At 61.5% G+C, this 24,262-nt stretch carries 24 protein-coding genes and 3 pseudogenes; 6 read left to right on the forward strand and 21 right to left on the reverse strand.

The window, feature by feature from the left end:
* Positions 1 to 50 precede the first annotated feature (50 nt).
* From gmd to NKJ20_RS19890, 3 genes are all read left to right on the forward strand, one after another.
* Positions 51 to 1,121 (forward strand): GDP-mannose 4,6-dehydratase, encoded by a 1,071-nt coding sequence (gmd, locus tag NKJ20_RS19880; RefSeq protein ID WP_352746249.1) that lies wholly within the window; start codon positions 51 to 53, stop codon positions 1,119 to 1,121.
* A gap of 660 nt (positions 1,122 to 1,781) precedes the next feature.
* Complete coding sequence (locus NKJ20_RS19885; RefSeq protein ID WP_023722661.1) at positions 1,782 to 1,979, forward strand: hypothetical protein; 198 nt, start codon at positions 1,782 to 1,784, stop codon at positions 1,977 to 1,979.
* The gene (locus NKJ20_RS19890) at positions 1,969 to 4,041 is read left to right on the forward strand and encodes a recombinase family protein (RefSeq protein WP_352746252.1); all 2,073 of its coding nucleotides are present in this window, start codon (positions 1,969 to 1,971) and stop codon (positions 4,039 to 4,041) included. The genes NKJ20_RS19885 and NKJ20_RS19890 overlap by 11 nt, the downstream gene beginning before the upstream one ends.
* Before the next feature lie 23 nt (positions 4,042 to 4,064).
* On the opposite strand, the pseudogene NKJ20_RS19895 reads toward NKJ20_RS19890, so the two are convergent.
* Positions 4,065 to 4,160 (reverse strand): annotated as a pseudogene (locus tag NKJ20_RS19895) (integrase core domain-containing protein); the annotation flags it as partial.
* 559 nt (positions 4,161 to 4,719) lie between these two features.
* Between NKJ20_RS19895 and NKJ20_RS19900 the strand changes: the two are divergent.
* Entirely contained in the window at positions 4,720 to 4,992 is a 273-nt protein-coding gene (locus tag NKJ20_RS19900) for a hypothetical protein (RefSeq protein ID WP_352517225.1), read from the forward strand.
* 123 nt (positions 4,993 to 5,115) lie between these two features.
* Positions 5,116 to 5,814, forward strand: a complete 699-nt coding sequence (locus tag NKJ20_RS19905) for a thermonuclease family protein (protein ID WP_352746254.1) — start codon at positions 5,116 to 5,118, stop codon at positions 5,812 to 5,814.
* On the opposite strand, the gene NKJ20_RS19910 is transcribed toward NKJ20_RS19905, so the two are convergent.
* From NKJ20_RS19910 to NKJ20_RS20005, 20 genes and pseudogenes are all read right to left on the reverse strand, one after another.
* On the reverse strand, positions 5,811 to 6,086 hold the full coding sequence (locus tag NKJ20_RS19910) for a pPIWI-associating nuclease domain-containing protein (protein WP_352746257.1): 276 nt from the start codon (positions 6,084 to 6,086) through the stop codon (positions 5,811 to 5,813). The genes NKJ20_RS19905 and NKJ20_RS19910 overlap by 4 nt on opposite strands.
* Positions 5,971 to 6,309 (reverse strand): annotated as a pseudogene (locus tag NKJ20_RS19915) (hypothetical protein); the annotation flags it as partial. The gene NKJ20_RS19910 and the pseudogene NKJ20_RS19915, both read right to left, overlap by 116 nt.
* A pseudogene (locus tag NKJ20_RS19920) lies at positions 6,287 to 6,753 on the reverse strand (DUF4238 domain-containing protein). The pseudogenes NKJ20_RS19915 and NKJ20_RS19920, both read right to left, overlap by 23 nt.
* Before the next feature lie 65 nt (positions 6,754 to 6,818).
* A complete protein-coding gene (locus NKJ20_RS19925; protein ID WP_352746259.1) occupies positions 6,819 to 8,696 on the reverse strand; it encodes a hypothetical protein in 1,878 nt (625 codons plus the stop codon).
* 1 nt (position 8,697) lies between these two features.
* Positions 8,698 to 9,183, reverse strand: coding sequence for an ABC-three component system middle component 2 (locus NKJ20_RS19930; RefSeq protein ID WP_199202885.1), 486 nt, complete (start codon positions 9,181 to 9,183; stop codon positions 8,698 to 8,700).
* On the reverse strand, positions 9,180 to 10,184 hold the full coding sequence (locus NKJ20_RS19935; RefSeq protein WP_352746262.1) for an ABC-three component system protein: 1,005 nt from the start codon (positions 10,182 to 10,184) through the stop codon (positions 9,180 to 9,182). Before NKJ20_RS19935 ends, NKJ20_RS19930 begins: the two co-directional genes overlap by 4 nt.
* A 387-nt stretch (positions 10,185 to 10,571) precedes the next feature.
* A complete protein-coding gene (locus NKJ20_RS19940; RefSeq protein ID WP_023680069.1) occupies positions 10,572 to 10,844 on the reverse strand; it encodes a DUF2274 domain-containing protein in 273 nt (90 codons plus the stop codon).
* A gap of 11 nt (positions 10,845 to 10,855) precedes the next feature.
* Positions 10,856 to 12,073, reverse strand: coding sequence for a TraB/TrbI/VirB10 family type IV secretion system protein (locus tag NKJ20_RS19945; protein WP_352746334.1), 1,218 nt, complete (start codon positions 12,071 to 12,073; stop codon positions 10,856 to 10,858).
* A gap of 10 nt (positions 12,074 to 12,083) precedes the next feature.
* Positions 12,084 to 13,112 (reverse strand): P-type conjugative transfer protein TrbG, encoded by a 1,029-nt coding sequence (gene trbG, locus NKJ20_RS19950; RefSeq protein WP_352746265.1) that lies wholly within the window; start codon positions 13,110 to 13,112, stop codon positions 12,084 to 12,086.
* Positions 13,109 to 13,831: a conjugal transfer protein TrbF gene (gene trbF / locus NKJ20_RS19955; RefSeq protein ID WP_352746268.1), complete on the reverse strand. Its 723-nt coding sequence runs from the start codon at positions 13,829 to 13,831 to the stop codon at positions 13,109 to 13,111. The genes trbG and trbF overlap by 4 nt, the downstream gene beginning before the upstream one ends.
* Positions 13,832 to 15,154, reverse strand: a complete 1,323-nt coding sequence (gene trbL / locus NKJ20_RS19960) for a P-type conjugative transfer protein TrbL (RefSeq protein ID WP_352720253.1) — start codon at positions 15,152 to 15,154, stop codon at positions 13,832 to 13,834.
* Between the two features lie 35 nt (positions 15,155 to 15,189).
* Positions 15,190 to 15,915 (reverse strand): P-type conjugative transfer protein TrbJ, encoded by a 726-nt coding sequence (gene trbJ / locus NKJ20_RS19965; protein WP_352473678.1) that lies wholly within the window; start codon positions 15,913 to 15,915, stop codon positions 15,190 to 15,192.
* Positions 15,912 to 18,362 carry a conjugal transfer protein TrbE gene (trbE, locus tag NKJ20_RS19970; RefSeq protein WP_352746271.1) on the reverse strand — a complete coding sequence of 817 codons (2,451 nt, stop codon included), beginning with the start codon at positions 18,360 to 18,362 and terminating at the stop codon, positions 15,912 to 15,914. Before trbE ends, trbJ begins: the two co-directional genes overlap by 4 nt.
* Positions 18,356 to 18,628: a VirB3 family type IV secretion system protein gene (locus tag NKJ20_RS19975; RefSeq protein ID WP_352746273.1), complete on the reverse strand. Its 273-nt coding sequence runs from the start codon at positions 18,626 to 18,628 to the stop codon at positions 18,356 to 18,358. Before NKJ20_RS19975 ends, trbE begins: the two co-directional genes overlap by 7 nt.
* Positions 18,628 to 18,936, reverse strand: coding sequence for a TrbC/VirB2 family type IV secretion system protein (locus NKJ20_RS19980; protein ID WP_352528997.1), 309 nt, complete (start codon positions 18,934 to 18,936; stop codon positions 18,628 to 18,630). The genes NKJ20_RS19975 and NKJ20_RS19980 overlap by 1 nt, the downstream gene beginning before the upstream one ends.
* An 11-nt stretch (positions 18,937 to 18,947) precedes the next feature.
* Positions 18,948 to 19,916 (reverse strand): P-type conjugative transfer ATPase TrbB, encoded by a 969-nt coding sequence (gene trbB, locus NKJ20_RS19985; protein WP_352746275.1) that lies wholly within the window; start codon positions 19,914 to 19,916, stop codon positions 18,948 to 18,950.
* Positions 19,913 to 20,326 (reverse strand): CopG family transcriptional regulator, encoded by a 414-nt coding sequence (locus NKJ20_RS19990; protein WP_352746277.1) that lies wholly within the window; start codon positions 20,324 to 20,326, stop codon positions 19,913 to 19,915. The genes trbB and NKJ20_RS19990 overlap by 4 nt, the downstream gene beginning before the upstream one ends.
* 119 nt (positions 20,327 to 20,445) lie before the next feature.
* Positions 20,446 to 22,473, reverse strand: a complete 2,028-nt coding sequence (locus tag NKJ20_RS19995; RefSeq protein ID WP_352589283.1) for a conjugal transfer protein TraG — start codon at positions 22,471 to 22,473, stop codon at positions 20,446 to 20,448.
* 421 nt (positions 22,474 to 22,894) lie between these two features.
* Complete coding sequence (locus tag NKJ20_RS20000) at positions 22,895 to 23,128, reverse strand: GcrA family cell cycle regulator (RefSeq protein WP_352457941.1); 234 nt, start codon at positions 23,126 to 23,128, stop codon at positions 22,895 to 22,897.
* Between the two features lie 313 nt (positions 23,129 to 23,441).
* A complete protein-coding gene (locus NKJ20_RS20005; protein WP_352467844.1) occupies positions 23,442 to 23,675 on the reverse strand; it encodes a hypothetical protein in 234 nt (77 codons plus the stop codon).
* 274 nt (positions 23,676 to 23,949) lie between these two features.
* Between NKJ20_RS20005 and NKJ20_RS20010 the strand changes: the two genes are divergently transcribed.
* Positions 23,950 to 24,168 carry a KTSC domain-containing protein gene (locus NKJ20_RS20010; RefSeq protein ID WP_352746336.1) on the forward strand — a complete coding sequence of 73 codons (219 nt, stop codon included), beginning with the start codon at positions 23,950 to 23,952 and terminating at the stop codon, positions 24,166 to 24,168.
* Positions 24,169 to 24,262 lie beyond the last annotated feature (94 nt).

Below are 24,262 nucleotides of genomic sequence, written 5' to 3' on the forward strand. Positions count from 1 at the left end.
GGTGTGGCGAGCCGGAGTCGAAACTTCAACTATAATAGAGCAGGAAGAAAATGGGCGAGAACAGGAAAGTTGCTCTGGTTACGGGCATAACGGGACAGGATGGTGCCTATCTTACCCGTCTTCTGCTGGAAAAAGGCTACGTCGTTCATGGGATTAAGCGACGTTCCTCTTCCTTCAACACGGGTCGCATCGAAGACATCTACCAAGACCCGCACGATCCCGATCCGCGCCTAATTTTGCATTACGGTGACCTCACTGATGCGACTAATCTCATCCGAGTAGTTCAGGAATCCCAGCCAGACGAGATTTACAACTTGGCCGCTCAGAGCCATGTCCAGGTGTCGTTCGAAACGCCGGAATACACAGCAAACGCCGACGGTATCGGAACATTGCGACTTCTTGAGGCGATCCGCCTCCTCGGTCTGAAGGACAAGACCCGCTTCTATCAGGCCTCGACTTCAGAGCTCTACGGCCTCGTGCAATCCGTACCGCAGAACGAAACAACGCCCTTTTATCCGCGCAGCCCTTACGCCGCCGCCAAGCTCTACGCCTACTGGATCGTGGTCAACTATCGCGAGGCCTATGGTATCCATGCTTCCAACGGCATTCTCTTCAATCATGAAAGCCCACTGCGCGGCGAAACTTTTGTGACGCGCAAGATCACCCGCGCCGCCGCTGCTATCTACCTCGGCAAGCAGGACAAGCTTTATCTCGGCAATCTGGATGCTCAACGCGATTGGGGCCATGCGCGTGAGTACGTGCGTGGTATGTGGATGATGATGCAGCAGGATCAACCGGATGATTACGTGCTGGCGACGGGCAAGACGACCCCTGTCCGCCAATTCGTCGAATGGGTTTTCGAAGATGTCGGCGTCGAGCTCGAATGGCGTGGTGAGGGAATCGACGAAAAGGGCTATGATGTCGAGACCGGCAGATGCCTAGTCCAGGTAGACCCACGCTACTTCCGCCCCACGGAAGTCGATCTTCTCCTGGGCGATGCCACCAAGGCGAAGGAGAAGCTCGGCTGGGTGCATGAGACATCCGTGCGCGAGCTCGCCGCGGAAATGGTGCGGGAAGACCTCAAGGTCATGCAGACGTCGGTAATCATGAAGGAAGCATAATGTACGATCTGAAGGGAAAAGCCGTGTGGGTCGCGGGCCACAAGCATGGTGGGCAGCGCTGTTGTAGGCCGCCTCGCGTCTGAAGACTGCAAAGTTATGGCCGCCCTGACGTTTCCCCCAATTTTATCCAGTCGTGAGTTCGTTTCCGGGGGTGGATTTGCCCTGATGGCCGGTGGACGCGACGGGTGCTGGCGCGGAGCGTTTCACGTTGCGCAGCGCGAGCGACCGTCGCGGGTTGAAGGTCGATGCACATTCGTTGGGTGTCTGCCATCCGATGTGCGAGTGCGGACGCGCGCCGTTGTACAACACGACGAGAGAACGCCCACGGGACCGAGGAACGCAAGTTTCTTTATCCATGGCATCCCTGGGCCGGGCGTTGTGTTCACGTTCATGAGGTGATCGAGAAGGCTGACCGGGAGGTTTTCCGCTGCAGTCTCTCTGGCCGCGCCTCCGATCGGTGGCTGGAGGTTCCGGCCTGGATGTTTGATCGCGCGGTCTGCACCGCGTGGCGCATTGCCGCTGCCCCACATGTCGATCCCAGAACGCTTGGCGTCTTGGTGACACTGCTGCAGGACGCGACGGCCAATTCCCACACCCCATCGCAATTGGAGGTTTCGGGCGCAGCATCGGATCCTCACGACGCGAATCGGGGAGAGGTCCATGCCGCGCCAGCCCACGACATATCAGTTCGATCTGTTCTCCAACCCGCACGATGCGGAGACCGCGCAGATGCCACCATGGCAGGCGCTGCCGGAAGAGACGCGCCTGACGCTGACAAAGCTGATGGTGCGCCTGATCCTCGACCACGTCGACGGCGAGCGCGCCGTTCCACGGGAGGAGGCACGCCATGATGCATGAGAAGATCCGGCCCCACCATCTGGAGCGAAAGGCGATCCTTTATGTGCGGCAGTCCTCGGCCCATCAGGTTCTGCACAATCGTGAGAGCAGCGCCCTGCAGTATGCGATGCGCGATCGCCTGGTCGCGCTCGGCTGGTCTTGCATCGAGACGGTCGATGACGATCTCGGCCGCTCTGCTGCTGGCGGTGTCGCGCGAGCGGGCTTCGATCGGATGGTCGCAGCAGTCTGTCTCGGCAAGGTTGGGGCGGTTGCGGCGCGGGAGGTATCGCGCTTCGCCCGCAACAGCCGCGACTGGCAGCAGCTCATCGAGATGTGCCGCGTCGTCGATACCGTGCTGATCGACCAGGAGACGGTCTACGCACCGCGCCAGGGCAATGACCGGCTGCTGCTGGGATTGAAGGGCAGTCTCAACGAGTATGAGCTCGATCTTCTGCGTCAGCGCTCCTTGTCGGCCCGCTATGAGAAGGCCCGGCGCGGTGAACTCGTCGTCGCTTCCCCGGTCGGCTTCGTGAAGGTCGGCGACCGGCTGGAGAAGGATCCCGACCGTCGCATGCAGGAGGCCATCACCCTTGTGTTTGACAAGGTGGCGGAACTCGGCAGTGCCCGCCAGGCCCTGCTCTGGTTCCTCGAACATGGGCTGGATTTGCCTGCCAAGCGCAACAATGGCGATGTGGTCTGGCGCAGGCCAAGCTATGCGACCATCCACCGAATGATCGAGAACCCGATTTACGGCGGCGCCTACGCCTATGGTAAGCCTCGTGCTGCGTCGGGATATGATGCAACAGCCATTCGTTCGCGCAGCCGCCGTAAGGCGCGTGATGAATGGCTGGCGCTGATCCCGGGTGCACACGAAGGCTACGTCAGCTGGGAAAGGGCGGAAGCGATCCGCAAGATGGTGAGCGACAACGTGCCCACGAGCCGGCATCACGGGGCGCCCAAGCATGGCGACGCTCTGCTCGCCGGCCTTGTCCGCTGCCGGCGCTGCGGCCGCAAGCTGACGGTCCGCTACACGGGAACCAAGCACAACATTCCGCGCTATTCCTGCTGGCGTGGTCTGCTTGACAATGGCGAGCCGCGTTGCATCGCCTTCGGTGGACTACGCGTCGACGACGCCATCGAGGAAGCTCTTCTGCGGGTTGTCGAGCCGGCAGCGATAGCCGCGGCCGTCGAGGCCGAAGCGCAAGCGGCCAGTCGCCGCGATCAGGTCCGCGATGCTCTGATGCGCGATCGCGAGGCGGCACGCTACAACGCCGATCGGGCGTTCCGGCAATACGACGCCATCGATCCGCAGAACCGGCTGGTCGCGGCGGAACTGGAGTTGCGATGGAACCGGGCGCTTACGCGTGTCGGCGAGATCGAGAGCAGGATTGCCGCGCATGATGCCTCGACATCGGAGCCATCACTTCTGTCGCCAATACACGTCACCGCGCTCGCCGCCGATCTCAAGGCTGTATGGGCGGCGCCGACGACGGATGCAAGGCTCAAGAAGCGCATCGTTCGCACCGTCATCCGGGAGGTGGTCGCCGATATCGATGACGAAGCGTCAGAGATCGTTCTTCTGATCCATTGGGTTGGCGGCGTCCATACTGAACTGCGCCTGCCGAAGCGGCGCCGTGGACAGCGCAACAGCACGTCCGGCGATATCATCGCGGCCGTCCGCCAACTGGTGCTCATCGCCAATGATGATCTGATTGCTGGCATCCTCAACCGCAATGGACTGGTGACCGGCCACGGCAATCGATGGACACGCGAACGGGTCACCGCGCACAGGTCGCATCATAAGATCCCTGTCTTCCGGCCAGCGGCGGACGGCAAAGAGCCATGGCTTAACCTGAACAAGGCGGCGCGCCTTCTCGGCGTTGCACCGAAGACCCTCAGGCTCGCCGCCGAGGCGGGCGAGATCGAAGGCGTTCATCCTCTGCCGGATGGTCCATGGGTCTTCAGCCGATCAACGCTTGGCGAACCTGCGGCACAGCGCATCGTTCATCGCGCGCGGCAAAACCCAAAATACCCCACGGGATCGCATCCAGATCAGCAAAACCTATTCACTTCAACGACATAGACAGATGGGTGTTATGAAACAGGATTGTAATCGGCGCGCCATACATTGAGCCTCGCGCGGGCCTGGGCCAGGGACGTGAACCGCGTCTCGTTGAGGAGTTCATCGCGAACGGGGCCGGAGCCAGCGGGCTTGATTGGGATGGCCCGCGCGGACGGTCAAGGCTGCGCCGGCCGACCATGGCGGAGGGACCACCTCGGTCAACGGCACGGCCCGATGACGGCGTGCCGATGTACCACAACATACGGCGAGATAGAGCCTTCCGGCGTCGCGGAAAAAAAGCCCGCCGGTTTTGAGCCAGCGGGCAAGTTCTGGAGTGGCTGAGATCAACCCAGCATCAGTCAACGACCGGCGGAAGGGTTGGTTGCAGTGGATGCCAGCTAGCCGCAGCATGCTGTGAATCGTAGCAAAGTGAAAAACAAAACTCTGGACTTCTAGGTCGGACTCGCCCCAATATTTGTTTGGGGGATTCACATGAAAATTGGAGCACTCATCGCAAGTGCAGCCCTGTGCGTCAGCGGCTGCTCTACGAGCGCTGTCGTGTCGGACAGCGATCTCACGGCAACGAATACCGTTGCGCTATGTCACGTTCTCGCCAGCAGCACGGACGAACAGTATCGTAGTCGGGTAGCGGCCCTTCTAGTGCGCAGGCGCGCAACAGCAGAGAAGTGCACCAGGCTTGTGAAAACCGACAATGCTGTCGCGACAGGCATAGCGGTCGCGGCTGTCGGCGGCGCAGCTGTGGGTGTCGCTGCCAACAACGGCTATGGAGGCGGAACATATTACCGGCCACCGCCACCACAAATCTATGGCGTCGCGTGGGACCAATTCTATGGCCAGAACTACAGCGTTATCTGGCGCTGCCGCGACCGCTCCACCGGGCGGTTCGTTGACGATTACTATTGCGCCGGCCTGCCCATGGTCGACAGCGCATGGCCGGGCTGGTCGGCGTAGCGGATGAGCAGGCCATACCGCAAATATCGATCCAATCGGTGGCAGAGACCCACCGGTGCCAAGCTGTGGCGGCGCCAACTTGCGAGCGTGCCGGCAATGCTCAGTCTTACGGCAGCGGCGGCGGTGGCCGCCTTCCTGGCGCCGTCGGGCGCGCAACGTAGCGACGATGCATCAAAGGCCAGCCCACGAAGGGCGGCGCCCGCCTTGCTTACCGGTGTCGCATCCGTCATTGACGGCGATACGATCGAAATCTACGGCCAGCGCGTCCGCTTCAACGGCATCGACGCGCCAGAGAGCCGACAGCTGTGCCGCGATGCGAATGGCGCCGAGTATCCTTGCGGCCGGCGATCGGCCGAAGCGCTGGACACTTTCCTGGCCGCGTCGAGGCCGCTCGAATGCACATTCGTGACGTGGGACCGCTACCACCGCTTTGTCGGCGATTGTCGGCGCGCCGACGGCGCGGGCGTGGCCGCCTGGATGGTCAAGCACGGCCAGGCGCTGGATTGGCCTAACTACAGCCAGGGCGCCTATGCGGGGCAGCAGGCGCAAGCCCAAGCCTCAAAGATCGGCCTGTGGGCCGGGACGTTTCAGGCACCCTGGGAATGGCGCGCTGCGCACGCCGACGCCGCGGCGCCGTCGAGTCGCCCGCTGGGCATCATCAGCCGTAAGCTGGTCGCGCAGAGCGGCTATTCTTGCGAGCCGCGGAGAACGTGCAAGCAGATCGGTTCCTGCGATGAAGCCAACTGGTACCTGCAAAACTGCTCATGGGGCGGAAAACTCGATCGCGATAAGGATGGGATCCCATGCGAAACACTCTGCTAGCTGAAATGTAACGGAGTAAGCGCGCCACGGCCGTGGGTCGCCTGGTTGAAGACGCCGAAAAGCTGGACGATGTTGGTGATGTCGGTCTCGATGAAGACCTCGAGCTTGTCGTGCAGCATCCCCTTCTTGCCGAGAAGATAGCGGATTTTCGCCTTGCGGGTGGGCTTGCCTTGGGCGTGCGGCGACCAAAGCGAGCTCGGGCGAGATCGTGAACATAACGATCGTATTTTGGAGGCCGGACCCCGGCGAGTAAGGTCTCGGCTTTCCGTCAACCCAATCTAGGATTACCGGATCGTCGGATGTCGCATAGGTGCAGCCAGGCGCGGCCGAGACGAAGGACCAGCTCCTGCGAGCCAGTTGCTCAACAGCCGTCGGGACCGATTCGAGCTCCAATCCAAACAGGTAAGTCTGATCGATCGCAACCTTACGTTCGCCTCGATCGATGAGGTCCTTCATATCCTCGTAGTTGATGTCATCGCGGACTAAGGGCGCCATTCGCTCGCGCCTGCTTCACCGAATCGTCGAAGCGATCCTTATCCTGCAGCATCATTTTCATAATGCCGTTGACGACTTTCAGATCAAAATTTTCGGTCATTGACCTGAACCGTGGATTACGCACGGCCACGTTCCCCATCAGAAGCATAACAGAAGAAAAATGCGCCTCCGATGGGAAGCTGATCGCCTCTATCATCTCGGCCAGATGCACTGAGATTTCACCCTCGATCTCGGCCATCCCGTCCTCGACGTGGTTAGGGTCATAGCCCTCGACATCGATCCGGAAGAAGTGGCGCCGACTGCCGACTTCCGGACCAAGGTCTCGAACGATTTTCTCGTCGACTGATCGTAGCAGAAGACCTTGGCTTTCCGCTTGTCACAGCCGACGCTGAAATTCCGCAGATAGAACTGAGGGGTGAAGTGGTGGTTTGCCTTCTCTGCCATTATTGCCCGCAATGCTTGCAGACCCGTGGAGGCCTGCTCCAGGGATCTGGCGATCCGGAACCGGCTCAAAACAGTCCGCGTTTGCCCGCGTTGCCGTGCTCGCCTGCGAACACATGCTCAAGCACCCCGTCCGGAAGTGGGAACGGCGGATCCTGGTTTTCGATGATTATGAACTGCGCCTCGTCGCAGCGTTCTATCAGATAGTTGTAGAAGTGCACGTTTAGACCTGCCGCGGCTACGGTAGCTTCGTCAGAGCTGAGTTCCTTGTGCTTTGACTTCAGCGGGTCGCGGTAGCTGAGAAGCGGGCTGTCGAGGACGAGAATACCCGGATGCGGCAACTCGCGTTTCCGGCAGACATCCATGACCCCAATCTTGAACGCTGCGTTGAGCAGCGCCCTTACACCCTTGCCGTTGGCGTTACGCTGCTTTCCGTTTAGGAGGATATCATGCGTCTGCTCGTGGAAAGTGATACGCGGATCCCCCGGATACTTCCACTTCCTGAAGATGTCCTCCACCGCAGCTGCGAGTTCATCTCCAACGACCGTCCCGACACCGACCGCGACGCTTCCCTTGGCGACCCCTTTCGTCTTGAACTTCAACAGCTCGGCCTGGCGGACCCGAAGTCCGCTGATGCGCCTCTCAACGGACGTTGCGTCATGGAGCTTCTTTCGGGCCACATCGATCCCCTCATACTGGTCGCGTGTCTTGACGGCGGCTTCCCGTGCGGTCTCGATCTGCTCATCTTTCACTTCGATGTCGCCGGAAAGGGAGGCGATCCGCCTCCGCATTCCGATCACTTCGGCCTGAAGTGAAGTGATCGCCTTCGTCAGCCCGGCGCTTTCGGCTCGGACTTTGCGCAATTCTGCCGAAACGGCCTTCTGGGAAGTTTCGACAGCCTCGAAGCCGTGTTCGACATGCTGATGCTCGGGATCAGCACCACACAGGACGCAAGGACGCTTCGCTCCGGCCATAAGGGCCGCGGCCCCCTCCTCCAGCATCATAAGCCTGCGGATATCGCTGGCAAAGCTTGTTGCGAGCAGTTCGAACCGTTCAATGGTCAGGACCGCCTCGTCCGCCCTCTCCGTCAGTTCATCGCGCTCGGACACCAGTCGTCGACGTTCCATGGAGAGCGCGTCGAGAGCGGAATGTCCTGCAGCCAGGTTTGATCTGAAGGTTTTCAACGTCGCATCTAGCCGCTCGGCCTGTTCGTCGAGTTTCAAGATCGTCAAGTCTTCGACATCGGGATACATGGCGGCGAGTTCTGCGACCGCCGTGTTCAGCATCTCCTCAACGATTTCAATACGACCAGCGTTCGTCTGTCTCTGCTGCTTGGTATCCGGCACTTTCACCATCGACTTGTCGTCGACACCTGTGAGGATGAACTTCAGGACGTTCTTGTTGAAGGTGTCGCTACTCTGGCGGTCGACGACGATTGGGCTTTCCTCCGCGATCATCGGGGTCTCTTCCGTGAACAGGTAGCTGGCGAAATGCCGGATCGTGAACGTCGCCTTGTCGCCGGTCTGAGTCCTGGCAATTTCCGTGTCGCCGACGCCGAGTTCTCCAAGCAGGAAAGTCGAGAGGCTCTCCTTCTTGGTCGTGTGGTTTTCGGCCAGCGTGCGGTCACTTTTCCGGCCGAGTGCCTGCTCGAACTCACCCTCGAAAAGGTCGTACCCGCCTTTTGACAGCGAACGGGCGAGAGTGATCCGCCCGCTTTTTGGCACATCAATTTCTAACCAGCATCTGTCGTATGCGACGGCCTCGGCCAGGCCCGGCAGGGCGGACCCTCCTCCGAACATGTAGTCGAGCGCCTTGACGGCGAAGGATTTGCCAGCCTGCGAACCGCCCCAGACCACCGTTAGTCCCGGCGCGAAGTCGAGGTAGACGGCCAGTCTATCCGGCCCGGTGAAGGCGAGGCGCCGCAAGATGAACCGGGACGGTGACATGTCAGACGCCAGCCTGGGAGGTGCCATGCCCGAAACTATCGGTCCATTCCCCGATGTTACCGACGACCATGGACCTGAATCCGGCCTTTGACAGTTCGCGCACCTGTCCGGCCACCCAGCTGGCGCAGATCTTCAGGTCTTCAGAGTAGGGGGATTCGAGCAACTCGACATACGAAGCGGCTTCCTCGGAGGCTCGCCACGCGAATCCCTCATCGTCGGCGACCTTCTCCAAGAGATGGCATTTGCGCATAAGGTCGAGCCCTGCCTCCACAATGCCGCGCCGGACGAGCAGCTCGCCCTTCCGGCTGCTGACCGCGGCGTGAAGCGACATCGGTCCGCCGACGTCGGAGGCGTGGACGACGACGTGATCGTAAAGGACAACCTCGCTGAGGTCGGCGGTCATCGGCCGCAGATGCTCGAGCACGACCACGGCACGAATCCCGGCCTCGAGCGGCGTATGATACAGGTCTGAAATGCTCGCGCTCATGGGCTCCATCTGATCCTTCCGTCCGAAACGAGGTGATGGCACGTACCCTGCTTCACGGGAGGCCGGGCCAAGGTACCCAGAATTCCTGCAGGCGCCGCCCCCGTGTGTTTCATCACCGCGTCGATCCTCGCCAAAGGCGATGGGTGCGCCTCGTTATAGACGTCGATCAGTAAATGGTAGATGTCGTTCTTGAATACGTCGACCGATCTGGCCGCCGTATTGTCGCGGTGGAAGTCGCGGAACGCGCACGCCTGATAATAGCGCTGTCTCTGGATCCTAAGGTGCTCCCCGAATTTAGGGTCCGTAAAGACGTCCTCCAGCGTCGCGAAGTCCAATCCGGCCGATCCCGCATAGACTTCCTGAAGCTGCGTCAGATACGTCAGCTCTATGTCGCTGATTTCATCGGGCGTTTCGCCTTCGGGCGCTTCGCCAGGCGCCAGGCCCAGCACCTGGACAAGAGCCGGAAGCGCGGCGGGATCCTTGACCAGTTTCGGCGCCGTCAGGCACTCGACCGCCGTGAAGTCGTAGCGCTCGATCGAGGCCCGGATTTCGGACGTGAGTTCGACGGGATTTCTGGCGGTTATCCTCATCCGGCAATGCTTGTCCCAAGCCTCCAGCAGCGCCTTCCCTATTCGGGACGGGTTCTGCAGCAGCGTAGTCAACGAGCCGTCGATGCCTCGCGGCGAAACGAAGATGTACCGTCGCGGCAGCGTCGCGTAGGCGCCGGCCGCATGATGGTGGAAGACCTTGCCCAGCTCCGTCATAGCCTCGCCGATCCGAAGCTTCGAGCCGCGTGTCTTCCGCTTGCACTGGTAAAGGTCCCACGCGCCATCATGGCGGGCGCGCGAGAGAAATCCTATCACGTCCCGGCCCTTGTCATTGGCCGCACCAACGCGCTCGACTTCGACGTAGTCTTTCGATTTCCGTTCGGCGTATATCTCGACGAACTCTTCGAGTTCGTTGTCCTCGAGTTCGACGATGCGCGTTGCTGGCTTCGTCACGTCCGCCCCTGAATCGATCCCTTTGCCTGAGTATCGCATCGGCGCGCCGCGTCGACAACGCTCAAACCGGCATCGATCTGAAGACATTGTTGGATGGTTTCGCCGACGACATCATTCGCGCGACGTCAAATCTCCGTGCTCTTTCCGGATAGTGGGATAGCCGCTTCCCACCCTGTCATGGACAGTTCATCAACCTGAACGGACCGGCAGCTTTGAAAAGATTGCCTAGACGGCCTGAACGACTGAAATGAGGCGCAGAGCCGGCATTGGTTCGGGGCAGATCAGCTCGTCTATTATGCCCGATGTTTCGGCTTGCCGCCGGCAAATTGCTTCAATGCATTTGCCCGCCTAGAAAGGTGCCCCCTCGGACTCACTGATCGCTGTCACTTATTCGGACCCTGAAATTGCCTGCCGCCGCGATTTCTCTGACTTGTCGACGACAGGGAGCCCTTCCTTTCTGGCCTTGGCAAACGCTCGATCGCTCTCCAGGAACTCCGCCAGCATGAACGGGATCAGTTCCGCTACCGATTCGGACTCGCCATAGGTCTGACGATAAAGGGCCGCATAGTCCTTCAGTGCTTGGTTCAGGTCTGCACTTACGCTTATGGTGATCTTCGAAGGTGTCCGATCCGGAAGTTTGCCGAGTTTCAGATTGGTCATGATGACTCCAGTCAATTCGGGTACGGCCGTAGCACAAGATCCTTATGCACGATGACGCGCAGTGGCCAACCAGGGCGGACGGTGATCGTGGGCTGAATATTGAGGTTCTTCTCGGTGATGCGCTGGCCAGCTTGACTGACGTTCTGCTGGGCGGATTCGCGGATTGCTTTGACCAGGTCGCTTTCGTCTTGCCCGAGGCTCAGCTCCGTGCCGACCTCCAGCAACGTGGCCAGCGCAACGCCTTTCATCAGCTGCCAGGTGTGGAAATCCACCTTGTCCTCAAGCCCGGCATAGCCGGCGGTGTCCGTCGCCGGCAGATTGTCGATTTCGATCGAAGAGCCGTCGGGCAGCAGTATCCGTTGCCAGACCAGCAGCGCGCGCCTTTGTCCAAAGGCAACAACGCTGTCATAGGTGCCAATCAGGCGAGAGCCTTGCGGAATGAGCAAGGTGCTGCCGGTGACTGTGTCGTGCACATTCTCGGTGACCTGTGCGACGACGAGGCCGGGCAAGTCGGAATTGATGCCAGTGATCAGGCTCGCTGCGATGACGCTGCCGGCCATCAGCTGATAGGGCGAAGCCGGCGTCTGCAGTGCATGCAGATTGTAGATTCCACTTGTGTTCCGCTGGCTGACAAAATCGAGCTTGCGCTGTTGATTGTTTTGGTCGCCCTCGGCCGGTGCAACGGAAGCTGAATCGCGTGCGGCATCGGATTGTGGAGCCGTTGCCTCAAAGGGTGGACGCCCGCCCTGCCCGTTGCCGGCGGCATCTGCTTGCCGGGGTCGATTTTCGATCCGGAAGAAGACTTGCGATTCGCGCGCCTCGATCGCCTGCTGTGCAAGGCGCTGCTCCTCCGCCGAAACCTCCTGGCCCGGCGCGATGCCCAGCTGGCGTTGGTGCTCAAGGATGGGGCGGCCGAGGTCGCCGGGCAGCGGTGGTCCAAGCACCGGAGGCTTGGGCTTGATCCCGGAATAGTCCTTAGGCAGCCTTTCAATTGCCTCCGCGGTTGGCTTCCGCTCAGTGTTGTAAAGCTCTTCAGCCTGCTCTTTGATGCGCAGCGCCGGTCCCTGCAGCGCCATCATGGTGACGCCTAGAACGGTCCCGGAACCAACAGCAGCAATGGCGACAATAATGCCGCGCTTGAAGCGCACAGCGCGGCGAGGCGAGGCCCGCAGCTGCAGCTGTTCTGGATCGAGTTTCGGTGAAGCATCGGAGCGGGAAGTATCCGTCATGGGCCGTCCCTCACCTGCTGGAACGCGAAAAGAGCAATTTCCGCAGCGGCGCTTGCCTGCCGTCGGTCCTCGTGATGCGCACCACCTGTTGCTGCTTGGCGCCGAGGCGCAGTTCGGCCGCGGCGAAGAGGCGATCGACAATGTAATAGTTGCCGCGTATGCGGTAGTTGACGAGCTGGTTGTCCCCGTCAGCACCGACGATGAAGAGCGGCGGGGCCTCGCCCTGATCGATGCGGCGCGGAAACTCGATGTAGACCTTGCTGCCATCATCGAACGCGCGCGTCGGCCTCCAGGGCGGCATGTCGCCGGTAATCGAATAGCGGAAGCGAATATTTTCGAGAGCCACATTCGACGCCACTGGCATAGCAGCCTCGGCCTGCGCATCGCGCCGGCGTAGCGCGATAATCTGGTCCTCGCTGTAGGTCCAGGAGATTGCCGCCATGGCGGTCTTATCCGTGCTTTGAAGCTGCAAGTGATAGCTTCGCCGGTCCGTGGTGATCACCAGATTGGTGGCAAGTCCTGGCGCGAAGGGCTTCACCAGCACATGGGTGCGCTGGTCATCGCCGGAGCCACTGACGGTGTCGCCAATTACCCAGCGCACTGTATCGCCGGCCGACACGGATTGGAGTTTCTCGCCTGACTGCAGAGCGATATCGCTGACGCGCTCCGGTGCGGCATAGAGCTGGTAGAGCGCGCCTTCGGCAAAGGGGTAAACCTGCACCGCATTCACATAGCCATATTTGGTGGGTTGCTGCGTCGCCGCCTTGTTGGCATCGGCGACACGTTCTTCAGGCGAGCGCCTGTCTTCAGCAGCCTTGCCCGGCTCGGGCTGCAACTGGCCGGGCAGCGGTAGCGGTTTCGGCACTTCCACGACTTTGACGGGCTTCTCCGGCGCCTTCTCGATTGCCGCCGGTTGGAACTTGGCAGCATCATAGGAAATCTGAGGTGGCGGCACCGGCTTCGAGGCACAGGCGGAGATGACCGCAGCCGACGTCGACAGGACCAGCGCAGTGCGGAGCGACGAGAGTCTATTTATCATTGGCGGGCTCCTGGGGGAACGGAAGTCTGCGCGGCACTGTCGAGCTCGCGCGACCAGTCGATGGCATTGATGAAGACGCCGAGCGGGTTTTTGCGCAGCTGATCGGTATTGTTCGGCGGCCGGATCACAATGGTGAGGATCCCGGTCCAACGCGTTGTGCTGGCGAGGCTGCCGCGCTCAAAGACCTGCTCGGTCCATTTGACTTGAAAGGAGCTGTCGGACGCTCGAACCACGCTCGTCACCTGCACCGAGACGCTGCGCGTGCCGATCTTGCCGAACGGGTCGTTGGCCTTAGCGTACTCGTTGAGAAAGAGGGCTCCGCGGTCGGTGGCAAAGTCGTAGGCCGAGAGCCAATTCTGCCGCACCAGCACCGCATCGGTGGAAACAGAGCGGACATTCTGGATGAAGCGGCCGAGATGCCAGGCGATCTGGGCATCGGTGGGCTCGTAGTCCCGAATTGCTGGAGCGACGGCGCGCGCCTCGCCGAAACGGTCAACCTCGACGACATAGGGCACGACGCGGCCCTGCATCGACTGCCACAAGAGTCCACCAGAGAGCCCGGTGGCCAGAGCGAGGCAGCCAAAGGCCATCAGGCGCCAGTTCCTTGCCTGCACGCGCGCAGTGCCGATGCGCTCGTCCCAAAGTTGGGCGGCCTTCTGGTATGGTGTGACGGGGTGGGGCGTCTTCCCGTAACGCTGAACAGGTCGCTTGAAGAGCATCTAGTCTTCCTTATCGTTGAGAGAGGGGTTGGCGCCGCTTCCACCCCGATCGCCATCGCGGACGGCCTGCGTGGCGGCGTGGCGATGGGCGCGCGCGGTCTGTTCGGAACGCAAGCGCCTCGCCCACGCCGGCGCGGCATTGGCACCTGACGCGGCAGGGTTTCCGGTCATTGATGCGGTCGGCGTGCCGCCCGTCGCGGTCCAGGCGGCATCGCGGCCGGCATCGGCGCTGCGCCGGAATGGTTCTGTTGCAGATCGCATTCCCCGAATCGCGGCGCCGCCAGCTGCGCCGGCAACGCCCTGCAGTCCAGCAGCTACGCCGGAGAGGCCGGACTCGGGCGATGTTGCACGCCTCATCTGCCAAGCTGTGGAAGCAGCCGATCCCATGGCCGTGCCGGCTCGAACGGCGGCGAGACCGCCGCCGGTTGCCATGCGCGCGCCGGCAAGCGCCGCACCTCCGGCAACGAGCGTTGATCCGGCGGCCGCCGCGGTGGTTCCGAGTGCGGCTCCCGCGCCAAGCTGCGGCGCGCCGGAAACAAGACCCGAGGCAATTCCCGGCCCGAAAATGCCGAGCCCAAGCAGCGCCAACGCGCCCAGTACCTGTGACATGGCCGCGGCCAAGTCCGGCTCCTTGCCTTGCAGGGCGGAAGCGAACTCGCCGAAGAGCGTGGAGCCGATGCCGACGATGACGGCAAGCACCATCACCTTAATGCCCGACGAGATCACATTGCCGAGCACGCGCTCGGCCAGAAACGCCGAGCGGTTCCAGAGCGCGAAGGGCACCAGAACAAAGCCGGCCAATGTGGTGAGCTTGAACTCCAGGATGGTGATGAAAAGCTGAATTGAAAGAATGAAGAAGGCGATGAGGACCAGGAACCAGGCGAGAAGCAGCACGAAGATGGTCAGCGCGTTGCCAAAAATCTCGGGGAAGCCGACTAGCTGGCTCGCTTGATTGAGCAGCGGCCAGGCGCCCTCGAAGCCGGCCGCGGCAATGCGGCCTGGCCGCAGGAGACTGTCGGCGGACAAATTGCCGGACGAAGCGTTGATGCCGAGCCCGGCAAAGGAGCGGTAGATAATGTCGGCAAGGCTTCTGAAATTGTTCAGGATGAACGCGAAGGCGCCGACATAGAGCACCTTTCGGACGAGCCGACCGAGAATATTGGGTTCGCCGCCGAACGCCCAGACCAGGCCCGCCAGCGTGATGTCAATGCCGATCAGGATGGTAGTGAGAAAGGCGACGTCGCCCGAAAGCAGACCGAACCCGCTGTCGATATAGCGGATGAAGGTCTGCATAAAGCGGTCGATGACGCCGAGGTCATTCATGTCGCCGTCTTCCTCGTTGTCTTGAAGACTGCTGATCAGTTGCCGGGATAGGCCGTACCGGTGCCCAGGAAACGCTTCGTCGTCTCGCGGGCGGCTTCCTCAGACTGCGCCTTGCGGGCAGCATCTTCGGCTTCAGCCCGGAACTGGGTCGCGAGCAGCGTCTGGATCTGCATCTGCTGCTTGGTCGAAAGCGCGATCAGCTGATTGGTGGCCTGGCTTGCCTCAAGGGCACCTGCCGCGCCCTGACTGCGGTTGACGAGATCGGTAAGCAGGTCGCCGTCGGCCCGCACGTTCTCCACGATCTGCGACTGCGCGCTCATGGTTTGGCGGAACGCCTGCATGGCGTTTTGCCAGCGCTCGCGCGCGGCGCTCGCCACATCGTTGACCTCGATTGTGGCGTCGTAGCTTTCCGGATATTGCACACGCCACTGGTTCTGAAGCTTGTCGAGATCGAAGCTCAGGCCGCTGGCCTGGGTCATCAGGCCGTCGATCCGTTGGAGCGAACCTGTGAGCTGGCCCACGGAAGAAAAATCCAGGCGCTGAAGGTGCCGCGCCATGTTCTGCAGCATCGTCGCCTGGTTCTGAAGCGACTGGATCTGGTTGTTTATCTGCTCCAGGGAACGTGCCGCTGTCAGCACGTTCTGCGCATAATTCGACGGATCGAACACGATCAGGGCGTGGGCCGGCTGGACGTAGTCGGCCATTGGTTTTGCGATCAGGGAAACGGTGATCAGGCTGGTGAGAAGGCGGCGCCGCATCATGACGATTGCTCCTTGTCTGGTTGAGGGAATTGCTGGAGAAGCTCGGCAGCCCAATCGAGGCCGCGCGCAATCAGAAACCGGGCGGCAAAGCCCTCCTGTCCGTGCTCTGACAGCACCTTGTCGATTAGGGTCTGCGTGGCCGGATCAGAGGCGCCGCAGAGCGCAAGAGCGATCGGGCCGAGCCCGAGCTCGAAGAGGCGGTTGCCGCGGCGCGACTGCAGATAATACTGGCGCTTCGGTGTGGCACGGGCGACCAATTCGATTTGCCGCTCGTTCAGGCCGAAGCACTCATAGGCTGCCCGCACCTGCGGTTCCACGGCACGGTCATTGGGAAGAAAAATGCGCTGTGGGCAGCTCTCGATGATTGCCGGCGCGATCGACGAGGCAGCGATGTCTGCAAGTGACTGCGTGGCGAAAATGACGGAGACGTTCTTCTTTCGCAGCACCTTCAGCCATTCGCGGATGCGGGCGGCAAAGAGCGGGTTGTCGAGATAGACCCAGGCCTCGTCGAGCATGAGCAGTGTTGGCCGGCCGTCGAACCGCTCCTCGAGGCGATGGAAGAGATAGGTGAGCACCGGCAGCACGGCGCCTTCCTGGTGCATCAGCTCTTCGGTCTCGAAACACTGCACATCCGACAAAGCCAGCCGATCTTCATCGGCATCGAGCAGACGCCCGAACGGGCCGTCGAGCGTGTACGGCATCAACGCGGATTTCAGCGCATTGGACTGAAGCAGGACCGACAATCCAGTGAGCGTGCGTTCCTGCGCCGGCGCGGTGGCAAGGCTGGTCAGGGCCGACCAGATCGCCTCCTTCACCTCCGGCGTTACGGTGACATTCTCACGGGCGATGAGGCCGGCGATCCATTCGGCTGCCCAGCTGCGGACAGCCTGGTCATTGATATTACGCAGCGGTTGGAAGGCAAGCGCACCGTCCGCACCAAGCCCATGGTGCTCTCCACCCATGGCGAGTGTCGCCGCGCGGGCCGAGTTGCCCTTGTCGAAGACATAAACCTGTGCGCCGGCATAGCGGCGGAACTGCAGAGCGACGAGGGCAAGCAGAACCGACTTGCCGGCACCGGTCGGACCAACGATCAGCATGTGACCGACATCGTCGACATGGGTGGAAAGCCGAAACGGGGTGGACCCGCTGGTCTCGGCAACAAGAAGCGACGGTGCTTCGATCCGGGTGACTTTCGCGAGATGCTCGTTTGTCGCCGGACCGGCCCAAACCGACGATAGCGGCATGAGATGGGCAAGGTTCAATGTATGAATGAGCGGCTGGCGAACGTTGGCATAGACATGGCCGGGCAATGAGCCGAGCCACGCCTCGACCGCATTGATGCTTTCACGGATTGTGGTGAAGCCGAGTCCGTTGACGATGCGCTCAACCGCGCGAAGGTTCTCCGCGGCGGCTTGGCGATCCTCGTCCCATACCGTCACGGTGGTGGTGAGATAGCCGAAGCCGACATGATCGCCGCCCAACACCTGAAGTGCTTCGTCGGCATCGAGGGCCTTGTTGTCGGCGTCACTATCGACGAGAGGGACGGGTTCGTTGGTCACGACCTCGCGCAGGATGGCGGCGACCGATTTGCGCTTGGCAAACCACTGACGGCGCAACCGTGACATCGTCTTGGTGGCTTCCGTCTTGTCGAGCGGGATGAAGCGCGTCATCCAGCGATAGGCGAAATCCTGATGGTTGAGCGCGTCGAGGATCCCTGGCCGGGTGACGTTCGGGAAACCAAGGATGGTGAGGGTGCACAGATGCTGCTCACCCAGCATCGGCTCCAGGCCGCCGGTAAGCGGCGCGTCAACCAGAACACCGTCGAGATACATTGGCGTTTCCGGCATGGCGACCGGATGGCGGTAGGTCGAGATTGTGCCGTGCAGATAGGTTAGCGTCTCGGCATCATCGAGGGCGCGCACTTCCGGCATGAAGCCGGACAGCAAATCCAGGACGCGGTCGGTCTCGTCGCGAAACCACGCCAGCTCCTGGCGCCAGTCTCTAGCCCCTCCCGAGTGATGCGAGTCGACCACTGCGCTTTCCGCCCGCGCCTGGCCATCTGGCGCCGGCATGAAGACCAAGGTCAGATGATAGCGACTCTCGAAGTGCGCGACCTTGCCCTCGAAGGCCGCGCGCCGTTCTTCATCGACCAGCCATGAGGCAGCATCGGGAAAAGCCGAGCTCGGATAGCCCAGCGCTTCAACGCGCTCGGCCTCGAAAAACAACCCCCATCCGGAGCCCAACCTTCGTAGCGCATTGTTGGCTCGGGCGCAGATGCCGACCAACTCGGCTTCGGTCGCGCTTTCAAGGTCGGGGCCACGGAACCGGAAGGTTCGCTGGAAGCTACCGTCTTTATTGAGCACGATGCCGGGCGCGACCAAAGCGGCCCAGGGCAGATGATCGGCAAGCCGATCGGCTTTGCCGCGATACTCCGAAAGGTTCAGCATGCAAGCCACCCCTTCAGGCGAAGATGACGGACAAGCACGCTGGCGAAGTCCGGATCGCGGCGAGCGGCAAAGACCGCGAGGGTGTGGCCGGCCATCCAGAGCGCCAGTCCGGCGATCCACTGCTGCAGGCCAAGGCCTATTGCCGCGGCCACCGTGCCGTTGAGGATCGCCACCGCTCGCGGCGCGCCGCCCAGCAGGATCGGCTCAGTCAATGCCCTGTGAACGGGGACTTCGAAACCCTCGATATGCTGCTCTCCGGTGGCCATCAGACGAGTGCCCCGCCGCCGAAGGAGAAGAACGAGAGAAAGAAGCTCGATGCCGCGAAGGCGATCGACAGGCCGAAGACAATCTGGATCAGCCGGCGAAAACCGCCTGCCGTGTCACCGAAAGCAAGGGTCAGGCCGGTGGTGATGATGATGATCACCGCGACGATCTTGGCGACCGGTCCCTGCACCGACTCAAGGATCTGCTGCAGCGGCTGTTCCCAAGGCATGCCGGAGCCCGCTGCGTGGGCCGGGACGGTGAGAAGAAACGCGAGCGCGGTGGACGAAAGGAAGCGAAGCTTCTTGCGCATGAGGTGACCTTTCAAAACTGCTGGAGTTGCGGAAGCGTGAGCGGGGTGACGGCGTAATCACCGCTGCTGTCGAGACCGGTGACCTCAGCGATCGCGTCAATGCGGCGCGAGGATCCGCGCCCAGCGATGAAGACGATCAGATCTACCGCATCAGCGATGAGGCGGCGGGGAACGGTGACGACGGCTTCCTGGGCGAGCTGCTCGATACGGTAGAGAGCGGAGCGCGCCGAATTGGCGTGAACCGTCGCGATGCCGCCGGGATGCCCGGTGTTCCATGCCTTCAGCATGTCCAGGGCTTCCGCGCCCCTGACTTCGCCCACGATGATGCGGTCGGGTCTGAGCCGCAGGGTCGAGCGCACGAGATCGGCGAGCGTGACCGACCCCCGCCTCGTCCTCAAGGCAACGCAATCCTTCGCCGCGCATTGCAGTTCGCGCGTGTCCTCGATCAGGATCACCCGCTCGTCGCAATCGGCGACTTGTGCCAGCAGCGCGTTGGCAAGTGTTGTCTTGCCCGACGACGTGCCGCCGGCGACCAGGATGTTGCGCCGCTCGCGGACCGCCGTCTTCAGCGCATCGGCCTGCAGCGGCAGCATGACCCGGTCGGCGACATAGTCGGCCAATGTGTAGAGTTTCGCCGCAGGCTTTCGGATGGCGAAGCATGGCCCCAGCACGACAGGCGGCAGCAGACCCTCGAAGCGCTCGCCCGATGGCAATTCGGCGCTGACAATCGGATTGTCAGCATGCGCCTCGGCGCGCACGTGGGAGGCGACCAGGCGGATGATGCGTTCGGCCTCAGAAGGATGCATGTGCACGCCGGTGTCGACCCGGCCTTCACCCAACCGGTCGAGCCGCAGCGCACCGTCGGGATTGACCATCACCTCAATGACGGTCGGATCGGCAAGGGCTTCGGTGATCGCCGGACCCATGGCGGTGCGCAGCATGACGCGGCGGCGATGGTCGGCTTCCGGATGAGAACTCATCCTTCCCCTCCCGTGCGATCGTGGGTGCCAAGTGACCGTTTCCCGGAAGCGATTTGGCGGCCGACCTGTTCGACGAATTTGTCGAAGCGCTCCTGGGCAATCGCTTGCGTGGCCCTGTCCGGCACCGGCGTGTGAGCATGAAGCGTGATCGAAAAGCGGATGAAGAGCGCCAGGCTCTCCAGGATCATCTCGACATCGCGCCTGACATGTCCGAGGTCGCGGGAAAGACGGTCGAGCCTCTTGCCGTAGCGCTGGTCGAGTTCATTCTCCCCACGCCGCTCGATAAAGGTCTCGACCGCGTGCGCCACAATGGCTGATTTGGTGGTCGATGGATTGCGGCTGAGGTTCTCCAGCTTCTCGCTCAACTCGGGTTCAAGCAAAAACTGGTGACGAATGCGGTGGGGCTTCATGCTGCTCGTTCCTCTGACCGGCGCTGATGCACCGGCGACGGGAACGAGCATCGTCGAGATCCTCGAAATCGCTTACGGCCGTTATCTACGCTGAGATGCGCCCGCGTATGGCGCGCCGTTCAGAAGCCGGGCACGATGTCCTTGTCGTCGCCCATTCCCTCATTGAGGCCGTACGCACGTGCTGCGGTGGAAATCCGATCCATGACGCGCTTGTCGGCGAGCGTCTCGCAGTCATCGTCTGCGGGCGTGAACAGATCGCCATGATCAGGCTCCTGGGCGACGAGGGTCCGTTCTTCGGGCAGGCCCGGATGGCGCTGCTGCTGGACACCTCCGTCTTCGATTGACGCGCCGGCACTGTCGTCGTCGCCAGCAAGACGCCGATCCACGCCGCGCACCTGTCCGCTCCAATCGTCCGGGCGCGACGTGGGCCGATCCGCGTAGGCACCGTCGCGCAGCACCGGCGAAGGCAGCACTCGCTCCGTGAAATTCGGATCCTGGTAATAACGCAACTTCTTGGCGCGAATCGGCGGCAATCCCGAAACCAGGATTAGTTCGTCAGCCTGCGGCAACTGCATCACCTCACCCGGCGTCAGCAGGGGGCGAGCGGTCTCTTGGCGGCTTACCATGACGTGGGACAACCAGGGCGCCAACCGATGGCCGGCATAGTTACGCATCGATCTGAGTTCCGTCGCGGTACCGAGCGCGTCCGAGATGCGTTTGGCCGTGCGCTCGTCATTTGAGGAAAAGGCAATCCGCACATGGCAATTGTCGAGAATGGCGTTGTTCTCGCCATAAGCCTTGGAGATTTGGTTCAACGATTGCGCTATCAGATAAGCGCGGATGCCGTAGCCTGCCATGAAGGCGAGCGCAGTCTCGAAGAAGTCGAGCCGACCGAGCGCCGGAAATTCATCCAGCATCATCAGGAGCTGATGCTTGCGGCTCTTCTTTGGATCGCCCTCGAGGCGCTCGGTCAGCCGCCGGCCGATTTGATTGAGCACCAATCGCACCAGGGGCTTAGTGCGCGAGATATCCGACGGCGGCACGACCAGATACAGCGACATCGGTCGCTCGGCATCCACAAGGTCGGCAATGCGCCAGTCGCAGGCCGATGTTGCCGCGGCCACCGTTGGATCACGATAGAGCCCGAGAAACGACATGGCGGTCGAGAGAACGCCTGAGCGCTCGTTCTCTGACTTGTTCAGCACCTCACGAGCCGCCGAGGCCACGACCGGATGGACCTGGGGCTTGTCCACCGTGCCGAGGTGGTTGGTGGTCATCATCCGCTGCAGTGTCGCAGCGAATGAGCGTTGCGGGTCCGACAGGAAGGTGGCGACACGGGCGAGTGTCTTTTCCTCTTCGGCGTAGAGCACGTGCAAGATGGCGCCAACTAGGAGTGAATGACTGGTCTTCTCCCAATGGTTCCGCCGCTCCAGCGCGCCTTCCGGATCGACGAGAATGTCGGCGATGTTCTGAACGTCGCGGACCTCATCTGGACCTTTGCGCACTTCCAGCAGCGGGTTGTACCGCGCCGATCTCGGATCGGTCGGATTGAACAAGAGACAGTGCGAGAACTTCGACCTCCAGCCAGAGGTCAGCTGCCAGTTCTCGCCTTTGATGTCGTGAATGACGGCCGAGCCGGTCCAGGAAAGAAGGGTTGGAACAACGAGTCCGACGCCCTTGCCCGAACGTGTCGGCGCAAAGGCCATGACGTGTTCCGGTCCGTCATGGCGCAGATAGCGATAATTCAGTCCGCCAAGGAAAACGCCGGCCGGCTGAAACAGCCCCGCCTTCTCGATCTCCAGCTTCATGGCCCATCGTGAGGACCCATAGGTGGTGACCAACCCCCGCTGCCGTGCGCGCCAGAGGGACCCAGCTATCGCGGCGGCACAGCCCAGGAACCCGCTGGCTCCGGCAAGTATGCCAGCCTTGTCGAAGACTTCAGGCGCATAGGCGTCAAATTGGAACCACCATTCGAACAGTTTCCAGGGCTGGTAGATCGGCCAGCCGACTGTCACAAACCATGGCGCGCCGAGTGGCGGCTGATAGGAGAGCATGTGGGCGCACCATTGGGTTGCAGTCCACACGCCAAGAATGACAATTGCGAATACGACAGCGATCTGCCCAATCAGCAACTTCGTGGGTGTCAATGGCTTGCTCCGCTCTTCTGGCCAGACGGACCAAACATCGCGCCGAGCGATGAGAATTCGAACGGCCGCTACGTGCGACTAGGTGCGATGACAAGGTTGATAGGCATTGTTCAGCTGCGAACAGCGAAAATCCGCCGCAGCAACCGACCGGCGGTGCCAGGTACGCGGTTTGGTCGCAGAAGATGTTGGGGCTTCAGGCGCCGGCACATTGAAGATGTGCTGACAGACAAACCTTTGGAGCCGACGCGTTTGTGCGAGTAGCGAGCTGAAAGGCTCGGCGAGAAGTCGTCGTTCTCAATCGGGCGACGGGGGATACATCGGCGAAGACGGCATAAGGCAGGATGGGCCAGACCGAGCCGACGGCAAGGTCGTAGCCATTGGAGCGCATAGCGCCTGGCCGGGAGGCCGCCGCCAGCCAGACTTACGCGGCGCGTCGTTGAGCGAGGTGGAGACCCGAACGGGCTCGACGAGGGTCCACGGCGGTCACAATGTTGTGGTGGTGATCGCAGTAGACGCGATCCGGCGAAGTTGGCCCAGCACAAAAACGATAGCCGCCGGGTACTGACGGGTCTTCGCTCACCGGGAAGCGGCACTGATAGAGGCCTAGCTGAATGAGGGGGACGTCTCTCGAAGTTGGTCTGATATTTTCAGGCATGATGGTTTCCTAGTTCGTAGCAATTACCGGCTGACGGCCGCAGTGCGACCCGTCGGGACGAGCTTCTCTCGTTTTGGAGGGCTATGGGTCACCATATGGTGTTGGTAGCACCATCAATGAAGCCCTACGCCCTGCTTCTGAAGCCAATAGTTTGCGACTTAAGGCCACACGCGCGAACGCATTAGCAATCTACCATCGTGTCCCCGAGGCACTCGCCCGCCGCGGTTTGCCAGCGGCGGGGTCGCACTGGCTTGTAGGCCCTAGGCCCACTCGCGGCGCTCGCACTCGATCTCGGTTGCGGGTTTCCCGTGTCTCATCGCCCTGTCAGCGCCTTGCAAATGAGCGAAACCAAGCTGTCGCGCGCTCGCTCGTGGAGTGCGCCTTTCGGCCGCCATGCAAGGAAATCATCAACGCTCATCCAATCAGCCGGGTTTGTGTCGGCGTCTGGCTGGCTGAATTCCACATACAAATGCAGTTCGTCCGGCACGAAGACGACCCTCCATAATCCTTTGATGTCATTGGCAAGGTTGTAGGCGAGGACGGTCATGGCGGGGCACTCCTTTCGCCGTGGAGCGTGCCTATCTCACGGGAAAATTCCATCACCAGAAGTTAGTATTGACGCTCGCGCTTTCTCAGAAATCCAACGTCCGCGTGATGCCGAAAGGTGCAGCCAGCTTTTTGTGTATCTCGATTCGGAACACGGGACCGCCGCGAAAGTTCGGTGCACGCAGCGAATCCTCCCCCTCCAGGTATTGCTGCAGATCGGTATCCCGATCGGCCCGCGCTCCCCGCAAGGGCGCGGGCCTCGGCCTGTGGTGCTCATGCCCTCCACATCGATCCGCAAGATGGAATATGATCTGGATAGAAGGACCCTCTCGGTGTGGTTCGTCGCCAGCGGCAAGCGGTACGAATTTGAGGGGGTACCGCCGGAAACCTTTGCCGCGTTCCGGGCCACGTTCGCCAAGGGCCGCTATTTCAACGACCACATCCGCAACAATTTCCGCTACCGTCTGGTTGCGAGCGATAGCGACCCGGGATGACCTGACCTGCCGGCGGCTCAATCGTCCTGTCGCTCCAACCGGCGGTTGGTGGACGCGTTGCCGCTGTTGCGCTTAGGGTTGGTTACGGTCCGCG

Origin of the sequence: Mesorhizobium sp. M0185 (genome assembly GCF_040322175.1) — a bacterium.
In the GTDB taxonomy this organism is placed as follows: Bacteria; Pseudomonadota; Alphaproteobacteria; order Rhizobiales; family Rhizobiaceae; genus Mesorhizobium.

Bases quoted from the DNA above. Each gene is read 5' to 3' on its own strand.
- trbE (WP_352746271.1), bottom strand. From the start codon at position 18,362: ATGCTGAACCTTTCGGAGTATCGCGGCAAAGCCGATCGGCTTGCCGAT.
- NKJ20_RS20000 (WP_352457941.1), bottom strand. From the start codon at position 23,128: ATGCCTGAAAATATCAGACCAACTTCGAGAGACGTCCCCCTCATTCAG.
- NKJ20_RS19990 (WP_352746277.1), bottom strand. From the start codon at position 20,326: ATGAAGCCCCACCGCATTCGTCACCAGTTTTTGCTTGAACCCGAGTTG.
- gmd (WP_352746249.1), top strand. From the start codon at position 51: ATGGGCGAGAACAGGAAAGTTGCTCTGGTTACGGGCATAACGGGACAG.
- trbF (WP_352746268.1), bottom strand. From the start codon at position 13,831: ATGCTCTTCAAGCGACCTGTTCAGCGTTACGGGAAGACGCCCCACCCC.
- NKJ20_RS19930 (WP_199202885.1), bottom strand. From the start codon at position 9,183: ATGAGCGCGAGCATTTCAGACCTGTATCATACGCCGCTCGAGGCCGGG.
- trbJ (WP_352473678.1), bottom strand. From the start codon at position 15,915: ATGATGCGGCGCCGCCTTCTCACCAGCCTGATCACCGTTTCCCTGATC.
- NKJ20_RS19925 (WP_352746259.1), bottom strand. From the start codon at position 8,696: ATGTCACCGTCCCGGTTCATCTTGCGGCGCCTCGCCTTCACCGGGCCG.
- NKJ20_RS19980 (WP_352528997.1), bottom strand. From the start codon at position 18,936: ATGCGCAAGAAGCTTCGCTTCCTTTCGTCCACCGCGCTCGCGTTTCTT.
- NKJ20_RS19885 (WP_023722661.1), top strand. From the start codon at position 1,782: ATGCCGCGCCAGCCCACGACATATCAGTTCGATCTGTTCTCCAACCCG.
- trbG (WP_352746265.1), bottom strand. From the start codon at position 13,112: ATGATAAATAGACTCTCGTCGCTCCGCACTGCGCTGGTCCTGTCGACG.
- trbL (WP_352720253.1), bottom strand. From the start codon at position 15,154: ATGAATGACCTCGGCGTCATCGACCGCTTTATGCAGACCTTCATCCGC.
- NKJ20_RS19945 (WP_352746334.1), bottom strand. From the start codon at position 12,073: ATGACGGATACTTCCCGCTCCGATGCTTCACCGAAACTCGATCCAGAA.
- trbB (WP_352746275.1), bottom strand. From the start codon at position 19,916: ATGAGTTCTCATCCGGAAGCCGACCATCGCCGCCGCGTCATGCTGCGC.
- NKJ20_RS20010 (WP_352746336.1), top strand. From the start codon at position 23,950: ATGCCCTCCACATCGATCCGCAAGATGGAATATGATCTGGATAGAAGG.
- NKJ20_RS19975 (WP_352746273.1), bottom strand. From the start codon at position 18,628: ATGGCCACCGGAGAGCAGCATATCGAGGGTTTCGAAGTCCCCGTTCAC.
- NKJ20_RS19890 (WP_352746252.1), top strand. From the start codon at position 1,969: ATGATGCATGAGAAGATCCGGCCCCACCATCTGGAGCGAAAGGCGATC.
- NKJ20_RS19940 (WP_023680069.1), bottom strand. From the start codon at position 10,844: ATGACCAATCTGAAACTCGGCAAACTTCCGGATCGGACACCTTCGAAG.
- NKJ20_RS20005 (WP_352467844.1), bottom strand. From the start codon at position 23,675: ATGACCGTCCTCGCCTACAACCTTGCCAATGACATCAAAGGATTATGG.